At 34.8% G+C, this 21,372-nt stretch carries 27 protein-coding genes; 12 read left to right on the forward strand and 15 right to left on the reverse strand.

Features of this window, described 5'->3' with window-relative positions; all coding sequences use genetic code 11:
• Positions 1–38: 38 nt before the first annotated feature.
• Both ACQH2P_RS09505 and ACQH2P_RS09510 read right to left on the reverse strand, forming a co-directional pair.
• A complete protein-coding gene (locus ACQH2P_RS09505) occupies positions 39–272 on the reverse strand; it encodes a hypothetical protein (protein ID WP_425362621.1) in 234 nt (77 codons plus the stop codon).
• A gap of 30 nt (positions 273–302) precedes the next feature.
• Positions 303–536: a hypothetical protein gene (locus ACQH2P_RS09510; protein WP_425363882.1), complete on the reverse strand. Its 234-nt coding sequence runs from the start codon at positions 534–536 to the stop codon at positions 303–305.
• Between the two features lie 195 nt (positions 537–731).
• Between ACQH2P_RS09510 and ACQH2P_RS09515 the strand changes: the two genes are divergently transcribed.
• From ACQH2P_RS09515 to ACQH2P_RS09545, 7 genes are all read left to right on the forward strand, one after another.
• A protein-coding gene (locus tag ACQH2P_RS09515) for an IS630 family transposase (RefSeq protein ID WP_425362619.1) occupies positions 732–1,615 on the forward strand; the annotation gives its coding sequence in 2 pieces (ribosomal slippage) (positions 732–1,052 and positions 1,055–1,615; 882 coding nt in all).
• 37 nt (positions 1,616–1,652) lie between these two features.
• A complete protein-coding gene (locus ACQH2P_RS09520) occupies positions 1,653–2,600 on the forward strand; it encodes a hypothetical protein (RefSeq protein WP_425363929.1) in 948 nt (315 codons plus the stop codon).
• A 45-nt stretch (positions 2,601–2,645) separates the two neighbouring features.
• On the forward strand, positions 2,646–3,293 hold the full coding sequence (locus ACQH2P_RS09525) for a Panacea domain-containing protein (protein ID WP_425363413.1): 648 nt from the start codon (positions 2,646–2,648) through the stop codon (positions 3,291–3,293).
• Positions 3,286–3,534, forward strand: a complete 249-nt coding sequence (locus ACQH2P_RS09530; protein ID WP_425363414.1) for a Txe/YoeB family addiction module toxin — start codon at positions 3,286–3,288, stop codon at positions 3,532–3,534. Before ACQH2P_RS09525 ends, ACQH2P_RS09530 begins: the two co-directional genes overlap by 8 nt.
• Positions 3,535–3,796: 262 nt before the next feature.
• Positions 3,797–4,360 carry a hypothetical protein gene (locus ACQH2P_RS09535; RefSeq protein WP_425363930.1) on the forward strand — a complete coding sequence of 188 codons (564 nt, stop codon included), beginning with the start codon at positions 3,797–3,799 and terminating at the stop codon, positions 4,358–4,360.
• A 30-nt stretch (positions 4,361–4,390) separates the two neighbouring features.
• Positions 4,391–6,535, forward strand: coding sequence for a hypothetical protein (locus ACQH2P_RS09540; RefSeq protein WP_425363931.1), 2,145 nt, complete (start codon positions 4,391–4,393; stop codon positions 6,533–6,535).
• Positions 6,536–6,539: 4 nt separating this feature from the next.
• A complete protein-coding gene (locus ACQH2P_RS09545) occupies positions 6,540–10,556 on the forward strand; it encodes a hypothetical protein (RefSeq protein WP_425363932.1) in 4,017 nt (1,338 codons plus the stop codon).
• 317 nt (positions 10,557–10,873) lie between these two features.
• On the opposite strand, the gene ACQH2P_RS09550 is transcribed toward ACQH2P_RS09545, so the two are convergent.
• Entirely contained in the window at positions 10,874–11,599 is a 726-nt protein-coding gene (locus tag ACQH2P_RS09550) for a tetratricopeptide repeat protein (protein WP_425363933.1), read from the reverse strand.
• A gap of 66 nt (positions 11,600–11,665) precedes the next feature.
• Here ACQH2P_RS09550 and ACQH2P_RS09555 point away from each other — a divergent pair, with 66 nt between their 5' ends.
• Positions 11,666–12,055, forward strand: a complete 390-nt coding sequence (locus ACQH2P_RS09555; RefSeq protein ID WP_425362660.1) for a hypothetical protein — start codon at positions 11,666–11,668, stop codon at positions 12,053–12,055.
• Complete coding sequence (tnpB, locus tag ACQH2P_RS09560) at positions 12,043–12,396, forward strand: IS66 family insertion sequence element accessory protein TnpB (RefSeq protein ID WP_425362591.1); 354 nt, start codon at positions 12,043–12,045, stop codon at positions 12,394–12,396. Before ACQH2P_RS09555 ends, tnpB begins: the two co-directional genes overlap by 13 nt.
• On the opposite strand, the gene ACQH2P_RS09565 is transcribed toward tnpB, so the two are convergent.
• The 5 genes from ACQH2P_RS09565 to ACQH2P_RS09585 are packed head-to-tail and all read right to left on the reverse strand — an operon-like array spanning position 12,393 to position 15,103.
• Positions 12,393–13,502 carry an IS66 family transposase gene (locus ACQH2P_RS09565; RefSeq protein WP_425362670.1) on the reverse strand — a complete coding sequence of 370 codons (1,110 nt, stop codon included), beginning with the start codon at positions 13,500–13,502 and terminating at the stop codon, positions 12,393–12,395. The genes tnpB and ACQH2P_RS09565 overlap by 4 nt on opposite strands.
• A gap of 38 nt (positions 13,503–13,540) precedes the next feature.
• The gene (locus tag ACQH2P_RS09570) at positions 13,541–13,774 is read right to left on the reverse strand and encodes a hypothetical protein (RefSeq protein WP_425362621.1); all 234 of its coding nucleotides are present in this window, start codon (positions 13,772–13,774) and stop codon (positions 13,541–13,543) included.
• 30 nt (positions 13,775–13,804) lie between these two features.
• Positions 13,805–14,038, reverse strand: a complete 234-nt coding sequence (locus ACQH2P_RS09575; protein ID WP_425362589.1) for a hypothetical protein — start codon at positions 14,036–14,038, stop codon at positions 13,805–13,807.
• Positions 14,039–14,072: 34 nt separating this feature from the next.
• On the reverse strand, positions 14,073–14,540 hold the full coding sequence (locus ACQH2P_RS09580) for a transposase (RefSeq protein ID WP_425363934.1): 468 nt from the start codon (positions 14,538–14,540) through the stop codon (positions 14,073–14,075).
• 47 nt (positions 14,541–14,587) lie between these two features.
• Entirely contained in the window at positions 14,588–15,103 is a 516-nt protein-coding gene (locus tag ACQH2P_RS09585; protein WP_425363935.1) for an aminoglycoside phosphotransferase family protein, read from the reverse strand.
• Between the two features lie 276 nt (positions 15,104–15,379).
• Here ACQH2P_RS09585 and tatA point away from each other — a divergent pair, with 276 nt between their 5' ends.
• Entirely contained in the window at positions 15,380–15,532 is a 153-nt protein-coding gene (gene tatA, locus ACQH2P_RS09590) for a twin-arginine translocase TatA (protein ID WP_341749841.1), read from the forward strand.
• A gap of 296 nt (positions 15,533–15,828) precedes the next feature.
• Here the strand turns inward: tatA and ACQH2P_RS09595 are convergent, their stop codons facing one another.
• The 5 genes from ACQH2P_RS09595 to ACQH2P_RS09615 are packed head-to-tail and all read right to left on the reverse strand — an operon-like array spanning position 15,829 to position 18,402.
• Entirely contained in the window at positions 15,829–16,128 is a 300-nt protein-coding gene (locus ACQH2P_RS09595; RefSeq protein WP_425363936.1) for a helix-turn-helix domain-containing protein, read from the reverse strand.
• Complete coding sequence (locus ACQH2P_RS09600) at positions 16,125–16,283, reverse strand: hypothetical protein (RefSeq protein ID WP_425363937.1); 159 nt, start codon at positions 16,281–16,283, stop codon at positions 16,125–16,127. The genes ACQH2P_RS09595 and ACQH2P_RS09600 overlap by 4 nt, the downstream gene beginning before the upstream one ends.
• Positions 16,284–16,433, reverse strand: coding sequence for a hypothetical protein (locus ACQH2P_RS09605; RefSeq protein WP_425363938.1), 150 nt, complete (start codon positions 16,431–16,433; stop codon positions 16,284–16,286).
• A 38-nt stretch (positions 16,434–16,471) separates the two neighbouring features.
• A complete protein-coding gene (locus tag ACQH2P_RS09610; RefSeq protein WP_425363939.1) occupies positions 16,472–17,467 on the reverse strand; it encodes a HemK family protein methyltransferase in 996 nt (331 codons plus the stop codon).
• On the reverse strand, positions 17,464–18,402 hold the full coding sequence (locus ACQH2P_RS09615; protein WP_425364157.1) for an RluA family pseudouridine synthase: 939 nt from the start codon (positions 18,400–18,402) through the stop codon (positions 17,464–17,466). The genes ACQH2P_RS09610 and ACQH2P_RS09615 overlap by 4 nt, the downstream gene beginning before the upstream one ends.
• Before the next feature lie 26 nt (positions 18,403–18,428).
• Between ACQH2P_RS09615 and ACQH2P_RS09620 the strand changes: the two genes are divergently transcribed.
• Both ACQH2P_RS09620 and ACQH2P_RS09625 read left to right on the forward strand, forming a co-directional pair.
• Positions 18,429–19,295 carry a uracil-DNA glycosylase family protein gene (locus tag ACQH2P_RS09620; protein ID WP_425363940.1) on the forward strand — a complete coding sequence of 289 codons (867 nt, stop codon included), beginning with the start codon at positions 18,429–18,431 and terminating at the stop codon, positions 19,293–19,295.
• 170 nt (positions 19,296–19,465) lie between these two features.
• Positions 19,466–19,618 (forward strand): hypothetical protein, encoded by a 153-nt coding sequence (locus tag ACQH2P_RS09625; protein WP_425363941.1) that lies wholly within the window; start codon positions 19,466–19,468, stop codon positions 19,616–19,618.
• Positions 19,619–20,026: 408 nt separating this feature from the next.
• On the opposite strand, the gene ACQH2P_RS09630 is transcribed toward ACQH2P_RS09625, so the two are convergent.
• The gene (locus tag ACQH2P_RS09630; RefSeq protein ID WP_425363942.1) at positions 20,027–20,629 is read right to left on the reverse strand and encodes a hypothetical protein; all 603 of its coding nucleotides are present in this window, start codon (positions 20,627–20,629) and stop codon (positions 20,027–20,029) included.
• 68 nt (positions 20,630–20,697) lie between these two features.
• Entirely contained in the window at positions 20,698–21,366 is a 669-nt protein-coding gene (locus ACQH2P_RS09635) for a glutathione S-transferase family protein (RefSeq protein ID WP_425363943.1), read from the reverse strand.
• Between the last annotated feature and the right edge of the window lie 6 nt (positions 21,367–21,372).

A 21,372-nucleotide genomic window follows, 5' to 3' on the forward strand; every position in this document is an offset into this window, starting at 1 on the left:
AACTGTATAATCGCAAGCATTACAGCGTAACGTTTTCTTTACATATCTGTTGACTGTAATTGGAGCATTACCTGTAAATTGTAGCAATTTTCTAGCTTCACTATTATAGAGTTTACCATTATCACAGTGAGGACAGCTATCACCACTACAAAAATTCTCAGGAGATAAATAGCTGGTATTCGCATCCTGATAATCATCAAATCCATATTTACCTTGCCAATTACTGCGATCTCTCTTCTTGGACTCATCGTACTCTTCTTCATTACCACCATTCTTATTATCAGATTCACTCGGTGGTTCTTTTAATGAATCTGAACTATCTTTTTTTTGTTATCTGCCTTAAAACCAATCATCATCTCCTTAAGCTTATTTATACTGATGTTTGATGATGCTAGCTTGTCTATTAGTTCGTTACAAAATTTCACAAGTTCTATCACCGCTTGCTGATCATCTCCTGTTAATGAATTTGCCTTAATATGCTGGATTAGTTCTTCTCGTTCCTCAGCACTTAAGGTCGCTACTTTTGGCTTTTTCATTTTGATTCATTCATTACGTTTAATAATTGAAATGTTATAGTATAACTGATAGTTTTTCAACTAGTTTTTTTATTAATCGGTGATACTTGCATAGTAGGAACCCAAATTTATAAAATAAATTCATACTATAGCACTTAACATATGGATTCAAATAAGTTATAATGATAAATAATAAAAAAATTATATAATAGAAATATGGCATCCCCCTACAGTTACGATTTACGTTCTAGAGTTATAGAACATTATGAGAAATATAAGAAAGTAGCACTTACATGCGAAACCTTTAAAATTAGTCGGTCAATAATCTATGATTGGATTAGATTAAAGAAACAAACTGGAGATATAAAGTCAAAGGAGGGATACCAGAAAGGATATGGTCATAAAATCCCTGATTTATCGGAGTTGCGTCATTTAGTAGAAAAGGGTAACTCGTTAACGCTTACAGAAATAGCAAAAGAATTAGATAATGTTGCAAGTATAATGACTATCAGCCGAGCTTTAAAGAAACTCAACATTACTCGAAAAAAAAGACATATGCGTATAAAGAAAGAGATGAAGGAAAGCGACAAGATTTTCTCAGTGAATTAGAAAAAGTGCCGATAGAGAGACGTGTTTATCTTGATGAAGCGGGCATAAATGATAATGAATCATATGAATATGGATGGTCAATGAAAGGAAGTCGTTGTAATGGGAGTAAATCGGGAAAACGTAGTGAAAGAACAAGTTTTATTGGTGCGTTAAATCAGAATAGTTTAATCGCATCACTAGTCTTTACTGGGAGCTGTGATAGTAAGGTATTTGAAGCTTATATAGAAAATTGCCTTGTGCCGGAGCTAAAGCCTGGACAGGTTGTCATTGCTGATAATGCAAGCTTTCATAAATCCAAAAGGGCTAAAGAATTAATTGAAAAAGCTGGCTGCAAACTAAAATTTTTACCACCTTATTCCCCTGATTTAAATCCTATTGAACATCATTGGTTTCCGATAAAAAATAACATTAGAAAATTATTAGATAAAGGTATTTCTGTATTTGAGGCAAGTTGTAGAACGTTTAAAATAATGTATGAACCTATATGTTAAGTGCTATACCAAAAAAATTTAATAGAGTTATGCAGTTTTGCTGCAAGTATACGAAGTAACAAACAGAATTGCCCCGATAATGGCAAGAGTTCACAGCTCCTCATTATCGTCCTCTAGAGCATCGGTATATAGTGAGGAAGATGGTATTGAACCGCTAGCGGGTAAAATATTTGAGCAAATGCAAGAACTCAAAGAAGGGCTAGCTTATTTGCAACGGAACATTATTGAGTATTGCCAGTTAATTATGCCGAGCTTTCATCCGGCTTTATTGAAAGATATTCTTGAGGATGAGAAGAGCCTAAAATTAGAAAAATATTTATTGTTATCAAAAAGATATTTTCCAGTTTTTAAAAAACTATTTCCTGATATTGGTGGTTATGAATTAAGTAGCATAGCTCGTAACTGTCTACCATCATTCCAGCAAATAAATATTGCCACTATATTGCCAATCTTCCAGAAAATTGCCGTATCTATTATTGGTGATGAGGAATTACATGATTTGAGGATTATCGATAATGAGCTGATAAGGCTAAAACATCCTGTAAGACATTTGTCGGTAGGTTTTCCTTATTCTTCGATATTACAGACTTTTCCCCTGATATTTCCGGATGAGGTAGAACATGCTCCGAAAAAAGATGCGGAACTTGGATTGAAGGTCTTTAATAGTAAAGGTGGTTATATTGAAGAAAGGCTAGATAATGGGCAAATAGATAGGCAACATATTAATAGTAGATATGTAGATAGTGATGCGTTGATTAGATTGGTTAATGATAAGAAATATTTAACAACATCAACAGCTACTAAAGAAGTATGTGATTTATTTGCCACTCCTTACCAATCGGGTTGGGTAAATTTTATTATGCACGGGGAAATAAAAACTGATATTGATGTTACTTTTAAGGTTGATAAACCTTACCCAGTTAGTATACTGAAAATATATGCTAAGGCAAAGATTTTACCAAATTACAAGGGTAGCGTAAGTTAATTTGGTAAGGGGTCTAGATTCTGTGAACAAAATTTAAGAATAGTTATGAATAAAAAACAAAGAGACAAGATACTTAGTTGTTTGGATATAGCTAATTATTTTTTAGTTTTAGTAGATAGAAAAGCTGGCGATACCATAACCCAGCTAAAGCTACAAAAACTAATATATTTTGCCCAAGGAATAAGTCTTGCTTTATTTGATAGACCGCTTTTTACAGAAGAGATTGAAGCATGGAAACATGGACCAGTGACACGAGCTTTACGTTTAACATTTGGTAATTTTGAAGCTGATGGCATTCCTTCGCCTGGAGAAATAGATTTTGATATTTATAGTAAAAATCAGAAAGAATTAATTTATAAAGTCTATTCTTTTTATGGTGAGCATACAGCTGCGTATTTACGTAATTTAACACATACACATTCTATTTGGTGTGAAGCTATTATACGCCAAAATAAAATTATTACGAAAGAAGAAATGTGTAAGTTCTTTAAAACTGATGTAATAAAGGATATTAAAGATTATCTTTTATCAATTTCAAAAGAAGATATTGTTCAAATAGAAAATGCTGAAGATCAATGGTGGATGAATTATGACAGTGGAGTTCCTGCAGAAGATATTACAGAACAGCTTTTAAAAGCAAAAAAAGAATTACAAGAAAAAAGGGGGGAAATTGAGAGTTATCTGCTTGTCTAATGAAGCACTTGAGCAAAGACGATTCTGGCAGTGTACAAATCCTAAAATAGACAAACGAATTCAGAAATTGCTAGATAATATTCTCCTAACACCATATGACGGGATAGGAAAGCCTGAGCCTTTAAAACATAAATTAAGCGGTTTTTGGTCTAGAAGAATAGATCATGAGCATAGATTGATATATTCTTTTAATGATGAAACGCAAATTATCCAGATAGAGAGCTGTAAAGGGCATTATTAGGTTCTTATATCATAATTTAAAGATATAAGAACCTAGAAATAATAGGTTAGAAGATTAACAGAATGCCATTACATACCTAAGTTCTCCAGTCCACTTTATCCTCGCTAGATAAGTACTAATCGGATAATGCCCTAATTCCCCGAAAGAATCGACTGCCAAAAGCAGATTTTTCAGCACATTACACAACTAATACTAGCTATAGTGTAACATATTTTTGCAACAAATTAAATAGCGAAAATTTTTTTAAAGGTAAAAAATAGTAATGTTTGATCTTCTAAATTTTTTCTCGAGTGGAGCTAGTATATTTGCTACAGGTAGCTCTTTATTTAATACTTACGCCCAGTTAAGAAGTAATAAAGAGAAAACCAAGCAGTCCTTATATGAGCAGCAGCATTTATTGAGACAACAACAGGAGAATGTCAGGTTTGACCGTCAACAACTAATAGAAAGAACGGCTGAATATGGGGCAATATCGAGTTATCACGTTGATATGCTGAGGCAAGAGCAGTTATATAATCGCCAGCAGTTGGGCTATAATATCCTGAAAACTGGTATTGGTATAACTGGCACTGACTCAGCTGGCTTATTACTACGGCATATGGCTTATATGGATGAGATGAAGGCAAGAAGCGTAGAAGCTGAACATTTTCACCAAAGACCAAGATCAAACTTAAACACAGCAATGATTGATTTAAATAAGGAAGCAATTAACCGTAATATTAGTTCGATCAAGTCAGCTTCGCCTTGGCAGAATCTTGGTACAATTTCAAAAGGTGTATTTGATCTTGCTAAAATATCAAGAATTAATGAAGGTACAGACAAGTAAAAGGAAAGTAATAAAAAGTGACCAAATAAGATGAAATGGCAAGTTATAGCAGGAATAAGTCAGCAAATTAATGAAGAAGCTAAAGGTTATTTGATACGTAAACTTGAGAAAGATGCCAGCGTAGAAATGCCAAATTTATGGGCAGACTTTATTAAAGATACCACTACGCACTTGCATCAATCACAGAGTAATATTGAGGTAGCTAGCGATAACAAAAGTGGTGGTTTTGGTTGTTTAACGCAATTTGATGAATTGCATCCGGATTATCTAGAAAATAACAAACCGTTCATCGAGTATTTTTTAGGCAAGTATGATAAGCGAGCTGTAGATTATCTACAGCAAGCCAAGAACCCACTAACCAGGCGTATGTTGCAAGCCAAGATTAATGACTACCGAATATCTTTAGTTGGGCAAATAAGTCATACAGAAGCTAAACTGATTGATGGTAAACGTCACCATTTAGCAATTGAAGCTATCGAAAAGTTTAAGATTGCTACTTATGATAACCCTGAGTTTTATAGTAGTAATTTACAAGATAGCATAATAGCTATTAGCTCTTTATCATTACTGCCGCAAGAAAAAGAACAAATGCTGATTAATGCCAGGCAAGCTTTGGCATTTGCTGCAGCACTAGGCACTTTAAAACATTCGCCGGATGCTATATTAAATCCCAATATAAAAGCTGAATGGAAAGAAGATTTATCGCTTGAACAGAGGATAAAGCTAGAGGGGCAAGCAAATAATCTAATACATCATCAGCAATTATTGAGACAACATCAACTTAGTTCGCTTATCGATGCCCATTTGGCTAGTCTCCTAGCTACTGGCAAAGGTATTGATGGCATTGAAAATTTACTACAAGCCAGCTTTAATGCTGGTGATCCGCGATTACTGCAATTCAGAACCCAAGAAGCTTTATATAAGCAGGCTTTTATTATCTCAGAACAAATAAAACGCCTACCATTTAATCAAGGTCAGGAAATATTACAACAAATTGCCCCAAAGGGCGGAGATAGTGATTATAACAATAAAGAGAGAATATATCATATTTTAACCGAGCAGTTTAACAAACAGCTAAAATTGGCTCAAACAGACCCAGCTGGGATGGTTGAGGAAATGTATGCCGATGAAATACCTAAAGACATGCCATTGTTTCAACGTTTATTGCTTAGGAAACAATTGCAAGAGCAAAAAGGCATCCCTAGTTACGATCAGAAATATTTAATGAACAAAGAACGTGATGAGTATTCAAAAAAGATTGGGAGTAAGGATGTTAACCAAATTCAACAAACCACCGATGGTATAATTAGTCTGCGAGGTGATGACGGGAGCGGTGAGCAATATGGCTTGGAAATAATGGATGAAATCTTAAGGGGTAATGGAGATTTAGAGTGTCTGACTCAATTCTATGCTGAGAGTAGGCTATATAATCGTAAGACAGCGTCAGCCTTTATACAGATGATCGCATTAGTTAACGAGCTATCAGTAAAAAGTCAGCCATTATTTATCAGTCATGAGACTACAGAATTTAACAAAGAAATTGAAAATAATGGTATATTCAAGCAATGGGGTAAGGATTTAGCTAAAACTGATATTCAAAACGAGACAGAGATTAACCAAACACGGCAAGCCATAAAATATTTAGCTAAATACTACCAACGTACTGAAGATTTATCAATTGCCAAAGCAGTAAAAAAAGCAACCACCAAATTAATTAGTGAGGTCGATATGCGAATAGATAGTAAGAATCTGCAAATACCCCGTCAGGTGGTAGCACAACGTATGATTCATGATTTAAATTCTGATAACATAGAGGCTAGTTTAGTAGAGATACAACTTGCTATTATTAACGGTAGTATAGCTTGTGATTATGGGACTATCGTAGCTGAGGGTAATGGTAGAAATATTATAGATAATATTAATGACCCAACAGGACAATATACCGCTGCTGCAAAAGTACGAGAATCTTTACAACAAGGTAAATGGAAATTAACGTCTGACAAAAAGAGTGTCTATTATACTTTTCCTACCAAAGATGGTCGGTATTTGCCGGTTGTAGCAAAGGATGGTAACATACTAAAATTTGATTTGCTAGAGCTAAATAACCCTAAAGCTTTAGAGCAACAAAAGCAAAGATTATTACAAACTATCTCTGAATATCCACAATATGATTAGTACGATGGAAAATGATGACAGCTTAAATAGTTACTCAGGTTATCGGGCAAATAGCAAACCAATTCACCCGCGTTACTATTCTACCTTATTACCGGAGCGTATATCTTATAATAGTGTCTTTGATTTGTTAGGTAGTAGTAAATGGGATGTTTGGCGAGCAGTTAGCCGGCAAGCTTATGCAGATAGTCCAAGCCTATCAACCTTATGGCGATCTTTTAACCCACAACATATTATTGATCCTGAGTTCCAGGATATTGCTGAATATTCTGAGAATTATAATAACAAATTAACCAAAGAAGATTTTGAGCAAAAATATAGTGACTCAGGTTTAAAATACGACCCTAATTTTACTGAAGCACTAGTAGAAGATATTTTAGAGAGGAAAAAGCAGCGAGAGATTAATGAGATTATCATTGCTGCAGGTAAAGGCGGATTAGTTGAAGCTATTGGCAAATTTGGAGCTGAGATAGTATTTGGCAATTTGTCGGTAATTAACATTGCTGCTAGCTTTGTTCCTATTGGTGGGCAAGCAAGATGGGCGGCAGCTGCTTTAAAATATGGCAGACTTCCAACAACATTAGCTAAGGGTTTTGTCGGTGGTGCTGTAGGTCAGACAGCTATCGAACCATTTCTTTATAATGAGCGACTTACTGAACAAAGACCTTATGACTTGTCGGATAGTTTGATTAATATTATAGAAAGTGGTTTATTTGGTACAACTTTGCACGGTCTTGGTTATTCGGCTAAATATTTGCGGGACAAGTTGTACTTACATTCAAATAAGCTACGTCCTGAGATTGAGACCTTACATCCGATAGTTGATAGTCAGTTAAAAGAGAATATTGATATTGTACTAAAAGAGACATCTCCTCAAGAGAGGATAATAGGAACTGGGCAAGTTGATAGTCAAATACCAACAAGTGCCAATGCCAATATTGAAAACAGTTCTTTATCAAGGTTAGCTGAATTACAAGCAAAGAAGCTACAATTAATTACGGCAGCCGAGCAACAATATCCTTTATATTCTGTCCAGCAGAGGAAAATAGCAGAATTACAACAACATATGCATGATCAGTTTGGTACTAATGGCAAGATTGAGCAAGTACCAAAATGGTTCTTGGATATTTTACTAGAGGAAGAAGGCAAATTACAACAATTATATCAGGAGCATATTAATAATCCGGAGTTTCAGGAATATTTGACAGCAGTAAAACAATTAGATCAGCAAATTATCAATAATTTACGACATCAGCAATGGGAGGCTAAAGGCTATGATTTATCGCCTGAGGATTTATATATAGCAAGAAAGCAGCTAGAGGAAGGCAAGCATATAAATCTTGAGAATCCACAAGAAGCTGAATCTTTTTACCATGGTGATGATGAGAAGTTTGATGCTAGCAATGCTGCTCCCAATCTACAAGAGCATCTAGCTTCCTTAGAAGTTGACATAGCCCATCTACCTGAACAACAAAAGGTTACTTATCAAGCAGAAGCCATCAAGCAAGATGTTATTTACCAACGAACCGAAGAAATCTTACGCAAGGTTAAGCAAGGGGCAGACCCTTCAGAACTAGAGGAGTTATTTAAGACTCTAAGTCTCATCGAGCCACAATTAGTGGATGAGCTAAAAACTATCCATAAAGAGTTTGTCGGACAGGAAAGATTAGATTTGCTAGAGAGAGACAAAAAAATAGATATGTTCATTGATGATTTTAAGAAGGAGTACTTTGTAAAAAAAAGAAATAATGCCCTAAACTTAATCAAGATGGCGGCCATAGAGAGATTTGTTAGAAATCATACTAATAAGGTTGCTGCGATAAAAGAATATTTACGGCAAGTTGATTTACGACAAGAAACTACTGCCAAAGAGCTGTTATTTGGTCTTACAAGAGATTTAGAGAAAGCTGGTGTGATACACGAGTTTGGCGATATCAATTACCAGGATGCAATAATACAGGAATTATGGAATATCAGCCATTCTAATAAAAAGCCGACTGGTAGTGAGAGGGCAATGTTACTCGCTCAAATAATTAATAAATGGCAAATAATTGCCATCAATAGAGCTAATCTAGCAGGTGGTTATACAATACCGCTAGAAGGTTATATTACTAAACAAGAGCATAATAGTCTTAAACTTCGAGAAGCGGGTTATGAGCCATGGTTGAAATTTATCTATCCGCTACTTGATCACCAGAAAATTGCTAAACTAAATGACAAAATAGATTATAAGGCAATATTTAATAATCTTGCCAGTAGCATTCATTTAAAAGACACTGACCAATATTTAAATATAGCATTTACTCACATTAAAGGTAGTAACGTAGCTGATGTGGTGTCAGCTAGTAGGAAACTACATTTTAAATCGCCAGAAGCTTGGTTAACATATCAGAAGGAGTTTGGTAATTACGTAGAAAATGACTTTGTTGACAAGCTCATTAGCCCTCTAATTAAAAGCCGATCTTTTATCGCTGATTCAGTAGTTAGTAACCTTAACATACTAGGTCGGAGCATCGGGATGATGGAGAGTGTGGGTTGTAATCCTGAGTTAATGCTGCAATCGATCAAAGGTACTTTTATCAGGGAGCTACAAGAGTTAGCCATTAAAGACCCAGCTATTTTAAAGCAATTAGCAATACTGAGTAATCCAAACAGTTTTGTCAATCAGTTAGACCTAATGCTAGGAGTTAAGCCACAAATACCGTCAGTTGATCGTATCCTTGGAGCTTATCGCTCTTGGAAATGTATGGCAAATCTTGGCAAAGTGGTACTTTCTTCAATACCTGATATGATAAGTTTTGTCAGTGAGTTACAAAATAATGGCATACCTCTAATGAAATCTTATGTGAATATATTGCAAGTGGCAATAACTGGCTTTAATGGTGAAAAGAAAAAAGAACTTGCTAGTTTGCTTGGTGTGGCTGTAGATTCACTACTTGGTCATAGTCATTCTCGTTTTGCAGGAGAATACCCAGTATCTGGGGGCGTATTTAAACTTACCAATGCATTTTTTAAACTAAATTTTATGGAATGGTGGGATAATGCTTGGAAATCTACAATGGGTAATTTGTTATCGCATAATTTAGCATCACAAGTCAATAAGCCCTTTAATTCGCTATATCATAATTTACAGATTTTGCTTAATAGATACGGCATTAATGAAAGTAACTGGCATCTTTTTCAGCATTTAGTGCAGCAAATAGAGAATAAACCATATTTAATACCCGATATGGCACTACTACCTGATCATTTACTAGACCAACATTTACAACAACAAAGTGGTAATAGTATAATCAGCCCTATTAATAGGGATAGACTCAAGCATGATTTGACCAATAATTTACGAAGATATTTACTTGACCGGGTTGATACAGCTGTTGCCACTCCCCACACTGCTGAAATAAATGCTGTATCATTTGGCAATTTAGGCATTAATGCAGGCTCGCCAGCTGCCGCGGTGATTAAGTGTATAATGCAGTTTAAAACTTTTGCCTATACTTACATCACTAGACCGTTAAAATCAGTAACCATCGATCAAATACCAACCCATCAACAAGTAGGTAGTGGCAATTTATTGGATTTAGGAACATGGAAGGATATTGCTAAATCAATGAGAAACCCAACTAGTATTAAAATGTTGTTTCAGTTATTACCGGGTTCCATAGGGCTTGGTTACCTATCAATCAATGCTAAAAGGTTATTTGACGGGAAAGAATGGATTGCCCCAAATGAAGAAGGAGTATTTATGGCATCCTTATTACAGGGTGGTGGTCTTGGATTATTTGGAGATTTTTTCTTTAATGAGTATGATAGTTATAATAATCTGCTTAAAGCTTTAGCAGGAACTATGGGTAGTGATATCATTGATTTTGGCACAATAGTTACTTTAATCAAAAATGGTGAGGTGGATAAGGCAGAAGAGTTGCTTAAGAAATCCCTTCAAAGAAACATCCCAGGTCGTAATTTATTCTACCTACAGCCGGCTTTATGCGGTTTCCATGACTGCCATAGCTTGAATTGGTGATGTGTGATGCAAAAATATCACAACAACGAAAAAGTATCATTCTTAGTAATGGCACTATAGTGAAACACATTGAATTAGATGACAAAAACATAGCAATAATTCAAATAATTGGTTAGGTTCTAGATAGCCTCTCCGTCATTGCGAGGAAGCCACTTCAGTGGTGACGAAGCAATCCAAAAGATTAGGCATGGGAAAGGTAATATATTAGATTGCTTCGTCGATTTTTATGGTCTCCTCGCAATGACGTAGTTTGATACACCGACTTAACCGTACAGCTATAACTAGGATGACAAGCAGCAAAACTGCTCCGCAATCTTTTAGCAGTACAAATCACATTTTAAAACTACATCGCCAAGTAGATTTTTGGTAAATTCTTCATTTACCAGGTCATAATTATAAAAATCATGTTCCTCTCCTCTGGTGATAAAATCTTGTCCCTGAGCAGTAGCATTAACCATAATATTACCAATTTTCTTTAAAGCCGCAGCCTTAAAATTTTCATCCTGACTTAGGCTGAATGCGTGGTGATAACATCTTTTGGCTTGCTCAAATAAACCTGCAGACTCAAAATACTCAGCCTGCTTTAGCTTTATATCGGGATTTCTTTTATCTTGTTTTAACCATGCTTTAAAACATTCTTCTATACTCAATTCATTATTAACTACTTTATAGCAATCAATTGCCTTAGCATATTTACCCTTGTTAAAAAGTAGCTGTCCGAGTTTATCATATATGTCTGGTAAATGGCTATTGGCTTCGATAGCTTTTACATAATAAACCAATGCAGCTTCATTGGCATCATCCTTCTCTGCGATACTAGCTAAGCAACTATAGGCTATAGCCTTAAGATTCTTGCAGGCAGGAGAATCTTGGTAATTTTTCAGATATTTTATAGCTTCATGATAATAATTTGAGTCAGATTGCTTCTCATCAATAGGCAAACTACTAACTTGATACTCAAGATTTTCTGTTACTTTAGTATGGCAAGTTGTTATTAACTCAGCAATCTTTGTATGATCAGGTAATTCGTATACTTGCAGCAAAACTGCATAACTCTATCTAATTTTTTTGTTAGTATAAAATTTATTTTATAAATTTGGGTTCCTACTATGCAAATACCATCAATTACTATTGAGCAAGTAGCTCAGCAATTTAAAGCCTGGCGTCAAACTAAAACTAACAAGTTTGATCCCATACCAAACCATCTAAAGGAATTAGTTCGCCAGCTACTCCATCACTATTCTTGCAAAGATATAGCCAAACATCTCAATATTAATAAAACAATAATTAGTTCAATTCAACGTATACTTGCAGCAAAACTGCAACAAGATATTAATTTCCTTCCATTTCAACTAGTAAATTCTATAGATACTGATCCTGTGGCTACTCCCAAACAAAATTACTACACTTGCCACATTATTAAACCAAATGGTACCAAGCTTATTATCCAAACATTGGATCCAAAAATCATAATTCAGACATTTCTATGCTGCAACTAACCCCTCAGTCAGTTATTTTTGTTGCCACTATTGCCATCGACTTTCGTAAGGGTATCGATGGTTTAATAGCTGTTTGCAGACAAAAACTTTCTTCCAACCCTCTTAATGGTTCCTTGTTTTTATTCTATAATAAAAACAGAACTGCCATTAAAATTTTGTCCTTTGATGGTCAAGGCTTTTGGTTATGCTCTAAACGCCTATCCAAAGGTAAATTTACGGCAAAACTTTCCCCATCTGATAATTCATCTTATCAGATTTGTTATAGAACCTTACACATTCTTATTCATAATGGTGATCCTAGTTCTGCCAAACTCTCTAATGATTGGCTTCCTGTCATTTAAGCTGCCGTCTCGATTAATTCCGTATTATTTATATATCTTGCATAGGCAAAAGGCGTATAATTCGTAGGATGCTTCTTTGCTTTGCTGCTCTGCTCTTGCAGCCAATTTAAATATTTAAAGGCATTGATCTCGTTCTCACTACAAGTCTTTACTATACTATACAGACCACTATGTATCTCAGCACTATTGATTGTTTTAAAGAATAATGAATTCTTCCTTTGTAAAATAATGGTACGTAGTGACCTCTCAGCCCAATTATTATCAAGACTGCTAACTGGAATTTTCAAAAATTGCGTCAAACCTTCTTTATTATTTAACCAATATTTCATAGCTTGCCCAAACCTACTATTAGGCTCAACTTTCTTGTCGTTAAATAATTCGTCTATTTTGTTATATATGTTTTCTATATATTTACTGCTATGTTCCTGATGGTACTTCAGCTTTTCCTCAAGGCTCATCTCTTTACATTGATGTTCATTATGGTAAATCCCACCAGTCTGTTTGAGAAAATATCCGCATTCTTCAGGGTAATATGGTTCATTCTCTGTAAATTTTCTCTGCCCATGTGACAAACAATTGATCATCACTATTATTGCCAGTAATTCTTTATCTGCTTCTGATAATACCGGGTTATTATTGTTACTTGCATCAGTCATTAAATGAATAGAATCAGTCCTATTCTTACGATTCTTTAGTACGTTACCAATATTTTCCCCGCCATGCTTATTACCGGTAAAATATAAAACTATCACCTCATTATTTGTAGTTTTAGCACATATAGTAGTGGTATAACAGCTGCGTCCTTTCTTATTTTGAGTACGTAATTTTTTATTGGCTACAGTAATTTCTAAAATCCTGGCTCTAGTATCATCAAGGTTCAGTGAACTACATTCGGCAGCCATTTCCAATAATACCCTGTAAATTTCAGCTCCACCACCTTCTTGCCAAACATCTAAATATTGTTGCCACAACGAGCTATGGGATACAGGAACCCCGCTTAAACTTTGCAACCTAGATAAACGATAGAAGGGAGTACCGTAGGTCTTTTGTAACACTATTGCACTTTTGCTACTATTTGTCCATTTGTTGATATTTTTATTGTTCATAACTGTATAATCGCAAGCATTACAGCGTAACGTTTTCTTTACATATCTGTTGACTGTAATTGGAGCATTACCTGTAAATTGTAGCAATTTTCTAGCTTCACTATTATAGAGTTTACCATTATCACAGTGAGGACAGCTATCACCACTACAAAAATTCTCAGGAGATAAATAGCTGGTATTCGCATCCTGATAATCATCAAATCCATATTTACCTTGCCAATTACTGCGATCTCTCTTCTTGGACTCATCGTACTCTTCTTCATTACCACCATTCTTATTATCAGATTCACTCGGTGGTTCTTTTAATGAATCTGAACTATCTTTTTTTTGTTATCTGCCTTAAAACCAATCATCATCTCTTTAAGCTTATTTATACTGATGTTTGATGATGCTAGCTTGTCTATTAGTTCGTTACAAAATTTCACAAGTTCTATCACCGCTTGCTGATCATCTCCTGTTAATGAACTTGCCTTAATATGTTGTATTAGTTCTTCTCGTTCCTCAGCACTTAAGGTCGCTACTTTTGGCTTTTTCATTTTGATTCATTCATTACGTTTAATAATTGAAATGTTATAGTATAACTGATAGTTTTTCAACCAGTTTTTTTACTAATCGGTGATATTTGCATAGTAGGAACCCAAATTTATAAAATAAATTCATACTACCAAAAAAATTTAATAGAGTTATGCAGTTTTGCTGCAAGTATACATCAAAACCATCAAAACGTTTTTGTCTTTTCGGTAGTATTGCTGGTTCAAAGGTACTACGCCTATCTCTTGGTACTTCTATCTCAACCGTTCCATGTTCGGAGATCAGTTTTTTGCTAGTTATACCATTACGAGTATTATCATTATCTACACGACTGTATTTATCATAGCCTAGATGATTATTCAATTCTGACTGCAGTGCCTTCTCTATTAAACGTTTGGTTAATTCTTTTAATAAACCTCCTTCTTTCAGTATTGTGCTTACATCTGTATCATTATCTATTAATAAATCTACTGCTTGCTTTATTGATTCATTAGTTTTTTTATTCATGTAATTTCCTTTTTTGTTATACTTTTATATATAACCTATCTCGAAATTTACACACTTTTCTGGACAGAGCCTTTTTTTAAATAATCAGTTGGTATATCCCATTCTTTATCTAGTACTGCCAACCAATCTCTGACATAAGGAAAACCTTCTATGGGCAACAAAGAACCTTGGTGTAATCTTGTCATTACATCACATGCTATTTGAATAGCCTCATAATCTTTGGTAAAAAAATAAGATTTTAATGACATACCAGAAACAGCCCTTTCAAGTAGCAGTAAACCCGTGCTTTCAGCCAAAACTTTCACACTGCCAAATCCCAAAAAAACTTTTAAGGCTAATAGCTCTCTCTTAAGCCCATCAATATCTAGCCCCAACTTTAAAATAATCGGTTGTTCACCTTGAAAACCTTCTAAAACATAGTGGTAGCTCAAATTATCAACTGGCTTTAAGTTAGACAAGCCATATTCCTCAACCAATCCATCAACAATTCTTGGTAAATCATCTAACCAAACTTTACCTTGATTACCATAGATATTAATGATGTTAGTTTTAAATGTTTTCATATTGATAGATTTGCGTTTTTCATACTAGAACAAATTAACAATATTTGCTATAGTAAAAATTAAGGTAATTAGACACTGTTAACAAAGCTTATTTAATTGGTGAATAAAGTCTTTTTTGCTGCAAATTATAAGATTTTTTTTGAAATAGGTATACTATTCCAGCAAAAATCTTATTAATTTTCGCTAAAAAATCCATTAATTCATCAATTAAATAAGCTTTGTTAACAGTGTCTAGTAGATGATTATCTTTAACTTAAAACTTACAAAATTGATATTATGGGAATGAGCTTCAGCCACTTATTAGTGATCTTATTAATCATCTTAGTATTGTTTGGTGCTGGTAAATTGCCTCAAGTAATGTCAGATCTTGCTAAAGGTCTTAAAGCTTTTAAAGAAGGAATAAAAGATGATAAGAAAAAAGATGAATAATGTCTAATAGGTTTACTATTTTTACTTGAGGCAATACTTTTGGGAATTATAATTGTTACTACACAATAATCAGTTATGAGAACAGTTAATAAAAATCTGGGGATGTTTAGATCAGGGCAGTTTAAAAGTCGCAACTAATGATAGAAATGCCAAATTATAGAAACAAGTGGTTGTCATCGCGAACCACGAAGTGGCGTGGCGATCCAAATAAACAGTTTGCTGTTTTATTTTTACCGCTGCAATTTTTGGATTGCCGCGTAGCCTCTTTGCGGCTCCTCGCAATGACGACTACTCACCTAAATAAAACTGGCTTTTTTACTATTAGTTGCGACTTTTAAATTGCCCTGATGTTTAGATGCTATTTTTAATAATGATATAGCTGCCCCCCTAGGTTTACGTCGTCCTTGTTCCCATTCTTGTAATGTTCTAACATTAATCCCCATTAAAGCAGCAAAATCTACTTGAGAGAGGTGTAAGTGCTTTCTAATATTCACTATATCATCTTTTGTTTCTATTTTCTGTACATGCCCCTTTCCTGCCTTTATATCTTGGATGGATTGTAAAATTTCTGTTCCGATATCTCGTCTTATTTTCATACCCCTAATTCCTCTTTTATTTTCTTTAAAATAGCAGTTGGAATATTTTCAGCCTCATTCTTTGCACAAATGGTTAATAACCAAATTTGTTCTTGTTTATTTTTATAGTAATAAATAATTCGAATGCCGCTGCGTTTACCTTGTCCTTTAGCCATCTATCTTATTTTTCTAGATACTCCACTGCCAGGAATAATATCTCCTGATTTAGGGTGCAAAGCTAAATGCCATTGAAAGTCTGCATAGTCATCATCAGTTAAATACGAACTTAACAACTTATTAAATAAAGGAGATTCTATATATTCCATATTAATATTATTACGTCATTGACGTATAAAGTCAAATATTATTTTAAACTAATCAACAGCCCTCTATCTAGACCTTCTAGATCTTTATAAACTTGCCGAATCGTATAGCCATGATTCATAAAAATTTCTGTAACAGATACCGCTTGATTAAAGCCAATTTCTAAAAATAATTTACCGTTTTGTTTTAAAAACTTCTTGGCTTCTTTAGCAATTATATAATATGCCGCTAAACCATTATTTTCAGCAAATAAGGCTAAGTGGGGTTCATATTTTAGGGTCTCAGGAGACATATAAACAGTATCATCAAAGGAAATATAGGGCGGATTACTTACGATGATATCAAATTCTTGCTTTGCTAAATTCTCAAACCAGTTACTGTTAATTATTGTCAATCTATCAATAACTTGATGTTTTATGGCATTTTGGCAAGCAATAGTAATAGCTTCGTTACTTATATCAGTAGCAGTTACATTGACATTGATATTAGCATTTAGCATTTCCAATAATAAGCTTACAGCAATACAACCACTACCAGTGCCAAGTTCTAATATTGCTAGCTCTACCCTGATGTCATCTCCGCTTAACTTACTGTCATCCCTGCGAAAGCAGGGATCTAGATTCCCGCCTACGCGGGAATGACAAGGAACACTAGAACGAGATAGGGCTGGAGGAATGCTAGTCGGGTTGGCTATAACATCCTTTAAAATTGCATCTACAAGAGTCTCGGTATCTTGCCGAGGAATAAGCACTTTATCATTTATAATAAATTGGTAACTATAAAATTCTTTATATCCTACAATATAGGCTATTGGCTCTAGTAATGTACGTCTATTAACCAAATTTGCAAAAATAGTTTGTTGTTGCTGTGTTAATTCTTCTTCTGACCTTGCTAATAAATATTCAATAGATTTATCAGTCGCATGTTGTATCAATATGCGTGATTCTAAGCTGGCTGATTTAATACCTACTGCTTGCAATTTGCTAGTAGCATAAATTAAGGACTCTTTTATACTTTCATTTGAGTATATATTCACGCAATTATCTCCGTAATATCCAGCGGTAGGGGTGATTCAAATTCTAACAATTTACCACTTACCGGGTGGGAAAAACTTATATACCAAGAATGTAATGCCTGCCTCTTGAAATCGACTAGTTTTTGTGGTACTATGCTATAATTACGGCTAACTTTTCTGCTATTATTACCATAGGTTTGGTCTCCTACCACAGAATGTTTTAAATGACTCAATTGCACTCTGATTTGATGAGTTCGTCCGGTAGTAAGCCGACATTCTACCATACTTATAATACCATTAAAAAATATTTCCTCTGTCTTATAATGAGTAACCGCCTCTTTACCACCAAATTTTAAAATAGTCATTTTTTGCCGTAAGATACGGTCTCTGCCAATATTATTTCTTATAACTCCTTCTTGCGGATTAATAATACCCCAAACTAATGCTTTATACTTGCGTATAAGATTACGACTTTCTATCTGTTTTGCAAGATGTACATGGGCAAAATTATTCTTTGCTACCACCATAAGCCCTGATGTATCTTTATCCAAACGATGAACGATGCCTGGTCTTTCTAACCCTCCTATAGTAGATAAAGATTTTGCATGGTGTAATAGGGCATTTACCAAAGTATCTTGGTGGTTACCACTACCAGGATGTACTGTCATACCAGCTGCTTTATTGATCACCATTAAATCTTCATCTTCATAAAAAATATCAAGTTTAATATCAGCTTCCTGCATTGTTAATGGCTCAGGAACTTTAAAAAATACTGAGATAATGTCATTCTCCTTGACCTTAAAGTTAGAATCAGAAATAATCAAACTATTAACTTGTACTTGGAAGTCACTTATCATCTTCTGAACTTGGCTTCTAGATGTTTCATCGATAAGACTTACCAAAGCCTTATCAAGTCTAAAACCATCTAGATTTTTGGGTATGTTATATTCTTCCATTACTTGAAATATTTTAAAATAATAAAATGACTCATTTAACAAAAAAAATCAACCAACTAAAATGGTTACAAGCAATTGGTATAGATTATTATTTGTCAGAATCAACTATTAATCAGCAAAAAATACAAATTAATTCTAATATTAAAGCTAAGCCGATTAGCATTCCACCAGCTCCTCGTTCCAATAGTCCTGGTCATTCCAACACTCTTAATCATTCCAGCCCCCCTGGTCATTCTCGCGTAGGCGGGAATCCAGAGCCTGTACGGAAACAGGATGACATCATTTCGTTGTCTAGATCTTTGGCTGATTCAGCCGGCAATCTAGAAGAATTAAAAACACTATTAATGGATTTTAACGGTTGTGATTTAAAGAAATTAGCTAATAAAACCGTATTTGCTGATGGCAATCCACAAAGTTCTATAATGTTTATTGGAGAAGCACCAGGCAGCAACGAAGATGCAGAAGGGATACCATTTTGCGGCGAAAGTGGTAAATTACTCGATAATGTCTTAGCCTCTATCAATATTTCAAGAAAACATAATGCCTATATTACCAATACAGTATTTTGGCGACCACCAGCCAACCGCCAACCGACACCAGAAGAAATAGATATTTGCCGACCTTTTGTTGAAAAGCATATCGCTTTAATAAACCCAAAACTAATTGTTTTAGTGGGAAATGTTGCAGCAACTAGCTTACTTGGCAAAAATGCTGGTATAAGTAAAATCAGACAAGAATATTATTTATATACCAATCAGTATCTTACCAAGCCAATTCAAACCACTTCTATCTTCCATCCTGCCTATCTTCTTAGACAACCAATGCAGAAAAAAGCCACCTGGTATGATTTAATAAAAATCCATGATTATATTAATACAAATATCGGGATATAAAACTAACCCGCTTGGCATTTATCCATAGTAAACTAAAGTAATGTGTCATCCCAGCGTAGGCGTGGATCTAAAATAGAGCCAAAAAAGCCCTGAGATATTATAGATTTCCGCCTCAGCTAGGAATGACCTCTTTTCCGTTGAAATAAATATAGTTATGCTCATAGGATTAGGTGATAAAGAACATAACGATTGTAAGTTGTCATTCCCGCGAAGGCGGGAATCTAGATACCTGCTTTCGCAGGTATGACACAAAGTTTGTATCACCTAATTCAATAGGTTTCACTATACCTGCTTTCGTAGGGATGACAAGCTTGGTACTGTGATTAGGTTATAAAAACTTTGTAAATCCATAAGGTTTTTGACAAAATAGGGTGAAAATCTTATGGATTTTGATGTGATTTTTAACCGCAAACATGTATTACCTCTCATGCCTACAGCCTTTTTGACGGAGCGACTAAATAACTCAACAGTACGGGTGCTAGGGCAGGGCAGTTTAAAAGTCGCAACTAATGATATAAGAATCTGTTTTAAGAAATGCATAAACGTCATTGCGAGGAGCCGCTTCGCTACGACACGGCAATCCAAAAAATTGCAACGACAAAAATACAACAACAAGCTGTTTATTTGGATCGCCACGCCACTTCGTGGCTCGCGATGACGGTTATTCGTTTCTATAATCTAGTATTTTATATCATTAGTTGCGACTTTTAAACTGCCCTGGTGCTAGGTAGTTATTTAGTCATTGATTGTTGCGTCCCTTTACCCATAGCAGCATTTTTTATTGTAGATCCTAGATTAACAACACTCTCTGCAACTTTTCCCACGGCTATAGCATTGTTTAAAGTACTTTTAACTATAGTACTAACTGCCTTACATGAACATTTTATTACATCCGCCACTGCATTTAAAATTTTATTATTTTTGATAGCATTGACAGGCTCCTCAAATATTTTCTCAACTTTCTTCAGTTGATCCTTAGCAAATTTCTCTAGCCGCCCAATGGGACTTTTCTCATATTGTTCAGCACTTCTTTGGTCAGCAAAATCTCTTATGGGGCTACCAGGTACAGTGTCAGTATATTCTTTTACCTCTTTTCTTGCTTTGTCAAACCCATCTTTAAAACCTTGTAAGAGAGATTGTGCTTTTTCACCTTGCAGTTTGGCCACTCCTTTTAATGGTGTAATTTTCTTCAGCTCTTCCTCTGCTGCTTTTAAACACTCTGCAATTTTACTTAAAGCTATATCCAAATCTGTATCAACCCTTGGCAAAGGTTCTGGGGACTTCTTCGTTTCCCCCGGAGCCTTCATGTCGTCCTCATTTATCTGCTTACCCATAATCTTCTCTATATTTAGTTAAAACCTTCAGTGAAAATTCTAGCAGAAAATTTCCCTTATCTCAATCATTAAAAATCTAAATCTGCATAGCATGTGGGTGGAGTAAAACCTGGTATTTTATCGTGTAATAGGGAACGAAAGCTAGGTCGAGATTTGATGATTGCATACCAATGACGAATAGGTGACCATTTGTCCCAGTTAATTTCACCGAAATAATCTAGAACTGATATATGACAGGCGGCAGCTATATCTGCACAACTTAAGGAATTTGATGCAATAAAGCTACGTAGTTCCAATAAACTAGACATATAGGTTAAATGATGCGATAGATTAGTCTTTGCTGCTCTAAGAAAATCGGTTCTAGGACCACCTAATTGGCAGGATGATCTTACTATTTTTTCATCGATAATAATTTTTGTTACTTCGCGGTAAAATTTTTCATTAAACCAACTGAGTAATCGACGGATTTCGCATCTAATATCAAAATCTTCGTCCATAAAATTAAAATTTGGATATTTTTCATGAAAATACTCAGTGATCGGATAGATTCCTGCTATAATTAAATTGGATGCCTCTTGTAAGACCGGTAAAGTACCCGCCTGATTTAAAGACAAAAATTCCTGATTCCTCTGCCAATAATCCTCTTTAATCATAGTAAATTGAACATCTATCTCTTTCAACAACACTCGAACCTGACGCGATAATGGACAAATAGGATAATGATATAATTTCCTCAATTAACT

This window comes from Candidatus Tisiphia endosymbiont of Hybos culiciformis, assembly GCF_964030975.1.
GTDB lineage: Bacteria > Pseudomonadota > Alphaproteobacteria > Rickettsiales > Rickettsiaceae > Tisiphia.

Excerpts from the sequence above, each read along its gene's own strand:
- ACQH2P_RS09505 (WP_425362621.1), bottom strand. The coding sequence starts at position 272 with ATGGTGGTAATGAAGAAGAGTACGATGAGTCCAAGAAGAGAGATCGCA.
- ACQH2P_RS09510 (WP_425363882.1), bottom strand. The coding sequence starts at position 536 with ATGAAAAAGCCAAAAGTAGCGACCTTAAGTGCTGAGGAACGAGAAGAA.
- ACQH2P_RS09525 (WP_425363413.1), top strand. The coding sequence starts at position 2,646 with ATGAATAAAAAACAAAGAGACAAGATACTTAGTTGTTTGGATATAGCT.
- ACQH2P_RS09535 (WP_425363930.1), top strand. The coding sequence starts at position 3,797 with ATGTTTGATCTTCTAAATTTTTTCTCGAGTGGAGCTAGTATATTTGCT.
- ACQH2P_RS09540 (WP_425363931.1), top strand. The coding sequence starts at position 4,391 with ATGAAATGGCAAGTTATAGCAGGAATAAGTCAGCAAATTAATGAAGAA.
- ACQH2P_RS09545 (WP_425363932.1), top strand. The coding sequence starts at position 6,540 with ATGGAAAATGATGACAGCTTAAATAGTTACTCAGGTTATCGGGCAAAT.
- ACQH2P_RS09555 (WP_425362660.1), top strand. The coding sequence starts at position 11,666 with ATGCAAATACCATCAATTACTATTGAGCAAGTAGCTCAGCAATTTAAA.
- tnpB (WP_425362591.1), top strand. The coding sequence starts at position 12,043 with ATGCTGCAACTAACCCCTCAGTCAGTTATTTTTGTTGCCACTATTGCC.
- ACQH2P_RS09565 (WP_425362670.1), bottom strand. The coding sequence starts at position 13,502 with ATGAACAATAAAAATATCAACAAATGGACAAATAGTAGCAAAAGTGCA.
- ACQH2P_RS09570 (WP_425362621.1), bottom strand. The coding sequence starts at position 13,774 with ATGGTGGTAATGAAGAAGAGTACGATGAGTCCAAGAAGAGAGATCGCA.
- ACQH2P_RS09575 (WP_425362589.1), bottom strand. The coding sequence starts at position 14,038 with ATGAAAAAGCCAAAAGTAGCGACCTTAAGTGCTGAGGAACGAGAAGAA.
- ACQH2P_RS09580 (WP_425363934.1), bottom strand. The coding sequence starts at position 14,540 with ATGAATAAAAAAACTAATGAATCAATAAAGCAAGCAGTAGATTTATTA.
- ACQH2P_RS09585 (WP_425363935.1), bottom strand. The coding sequence starts at position 15,103 with ATGAAAACATTTAAAACTAACATCATTAATATCTATGGTAATCAAGGT.
- tatA (WP_341749841.1), top strand. The coding sequence starts at position 15,380 with ATGGGAATGAGCTTCAGCCACTTATTAGTGATCTTATTAATCATCTTA.
- ACQH2P_RS09595 (WP_425363936.1), bottom strand. The coding sequence starts at position 16,128 with ATGAAAATAAGACGAGATATCGGAACAGAAATTTTACAATCCATCCAA.
- ACQH2P_RS09600 (WP_425363937.1), bottom strand. The coding sequence starts at position 16,283 with ATGGCTAAAGGACAAGGTAAACGCAGCGGCATTCGAATTATTTATTAC.
- ACQH2P_RS09605 (WP_425363938.1), bottom strand. The coding sequence starts at position 16,433 with ATGGAATATATAGAATCTCCTTTATTTAATAAGTTGTTAAGTTCGTAT.
- ACQH2P_RS09615 (WP_425364157.1), bottom strand. The coding sequence starts at position 18,402 with ATGGAAGAATATAACATACCCAAAAATCTAGATGGTTTTAGACTTGAT.
- ACQH2P_RS09620 (WP_425363940.1), top strand. The coding sequence starts at position 18,429 with ATGACTCATTTAACAAAAAAAATCAACCAACTAAAATGGTTACAAGCA.
- ACQH2P_RS09630 (WP_425363942.1), bottom strand. The coding sequence starts at position 20,629 with ATGGGTAAGCAGATAAATGAGGACGACATGAAGGCTCCGGGGGAAACG.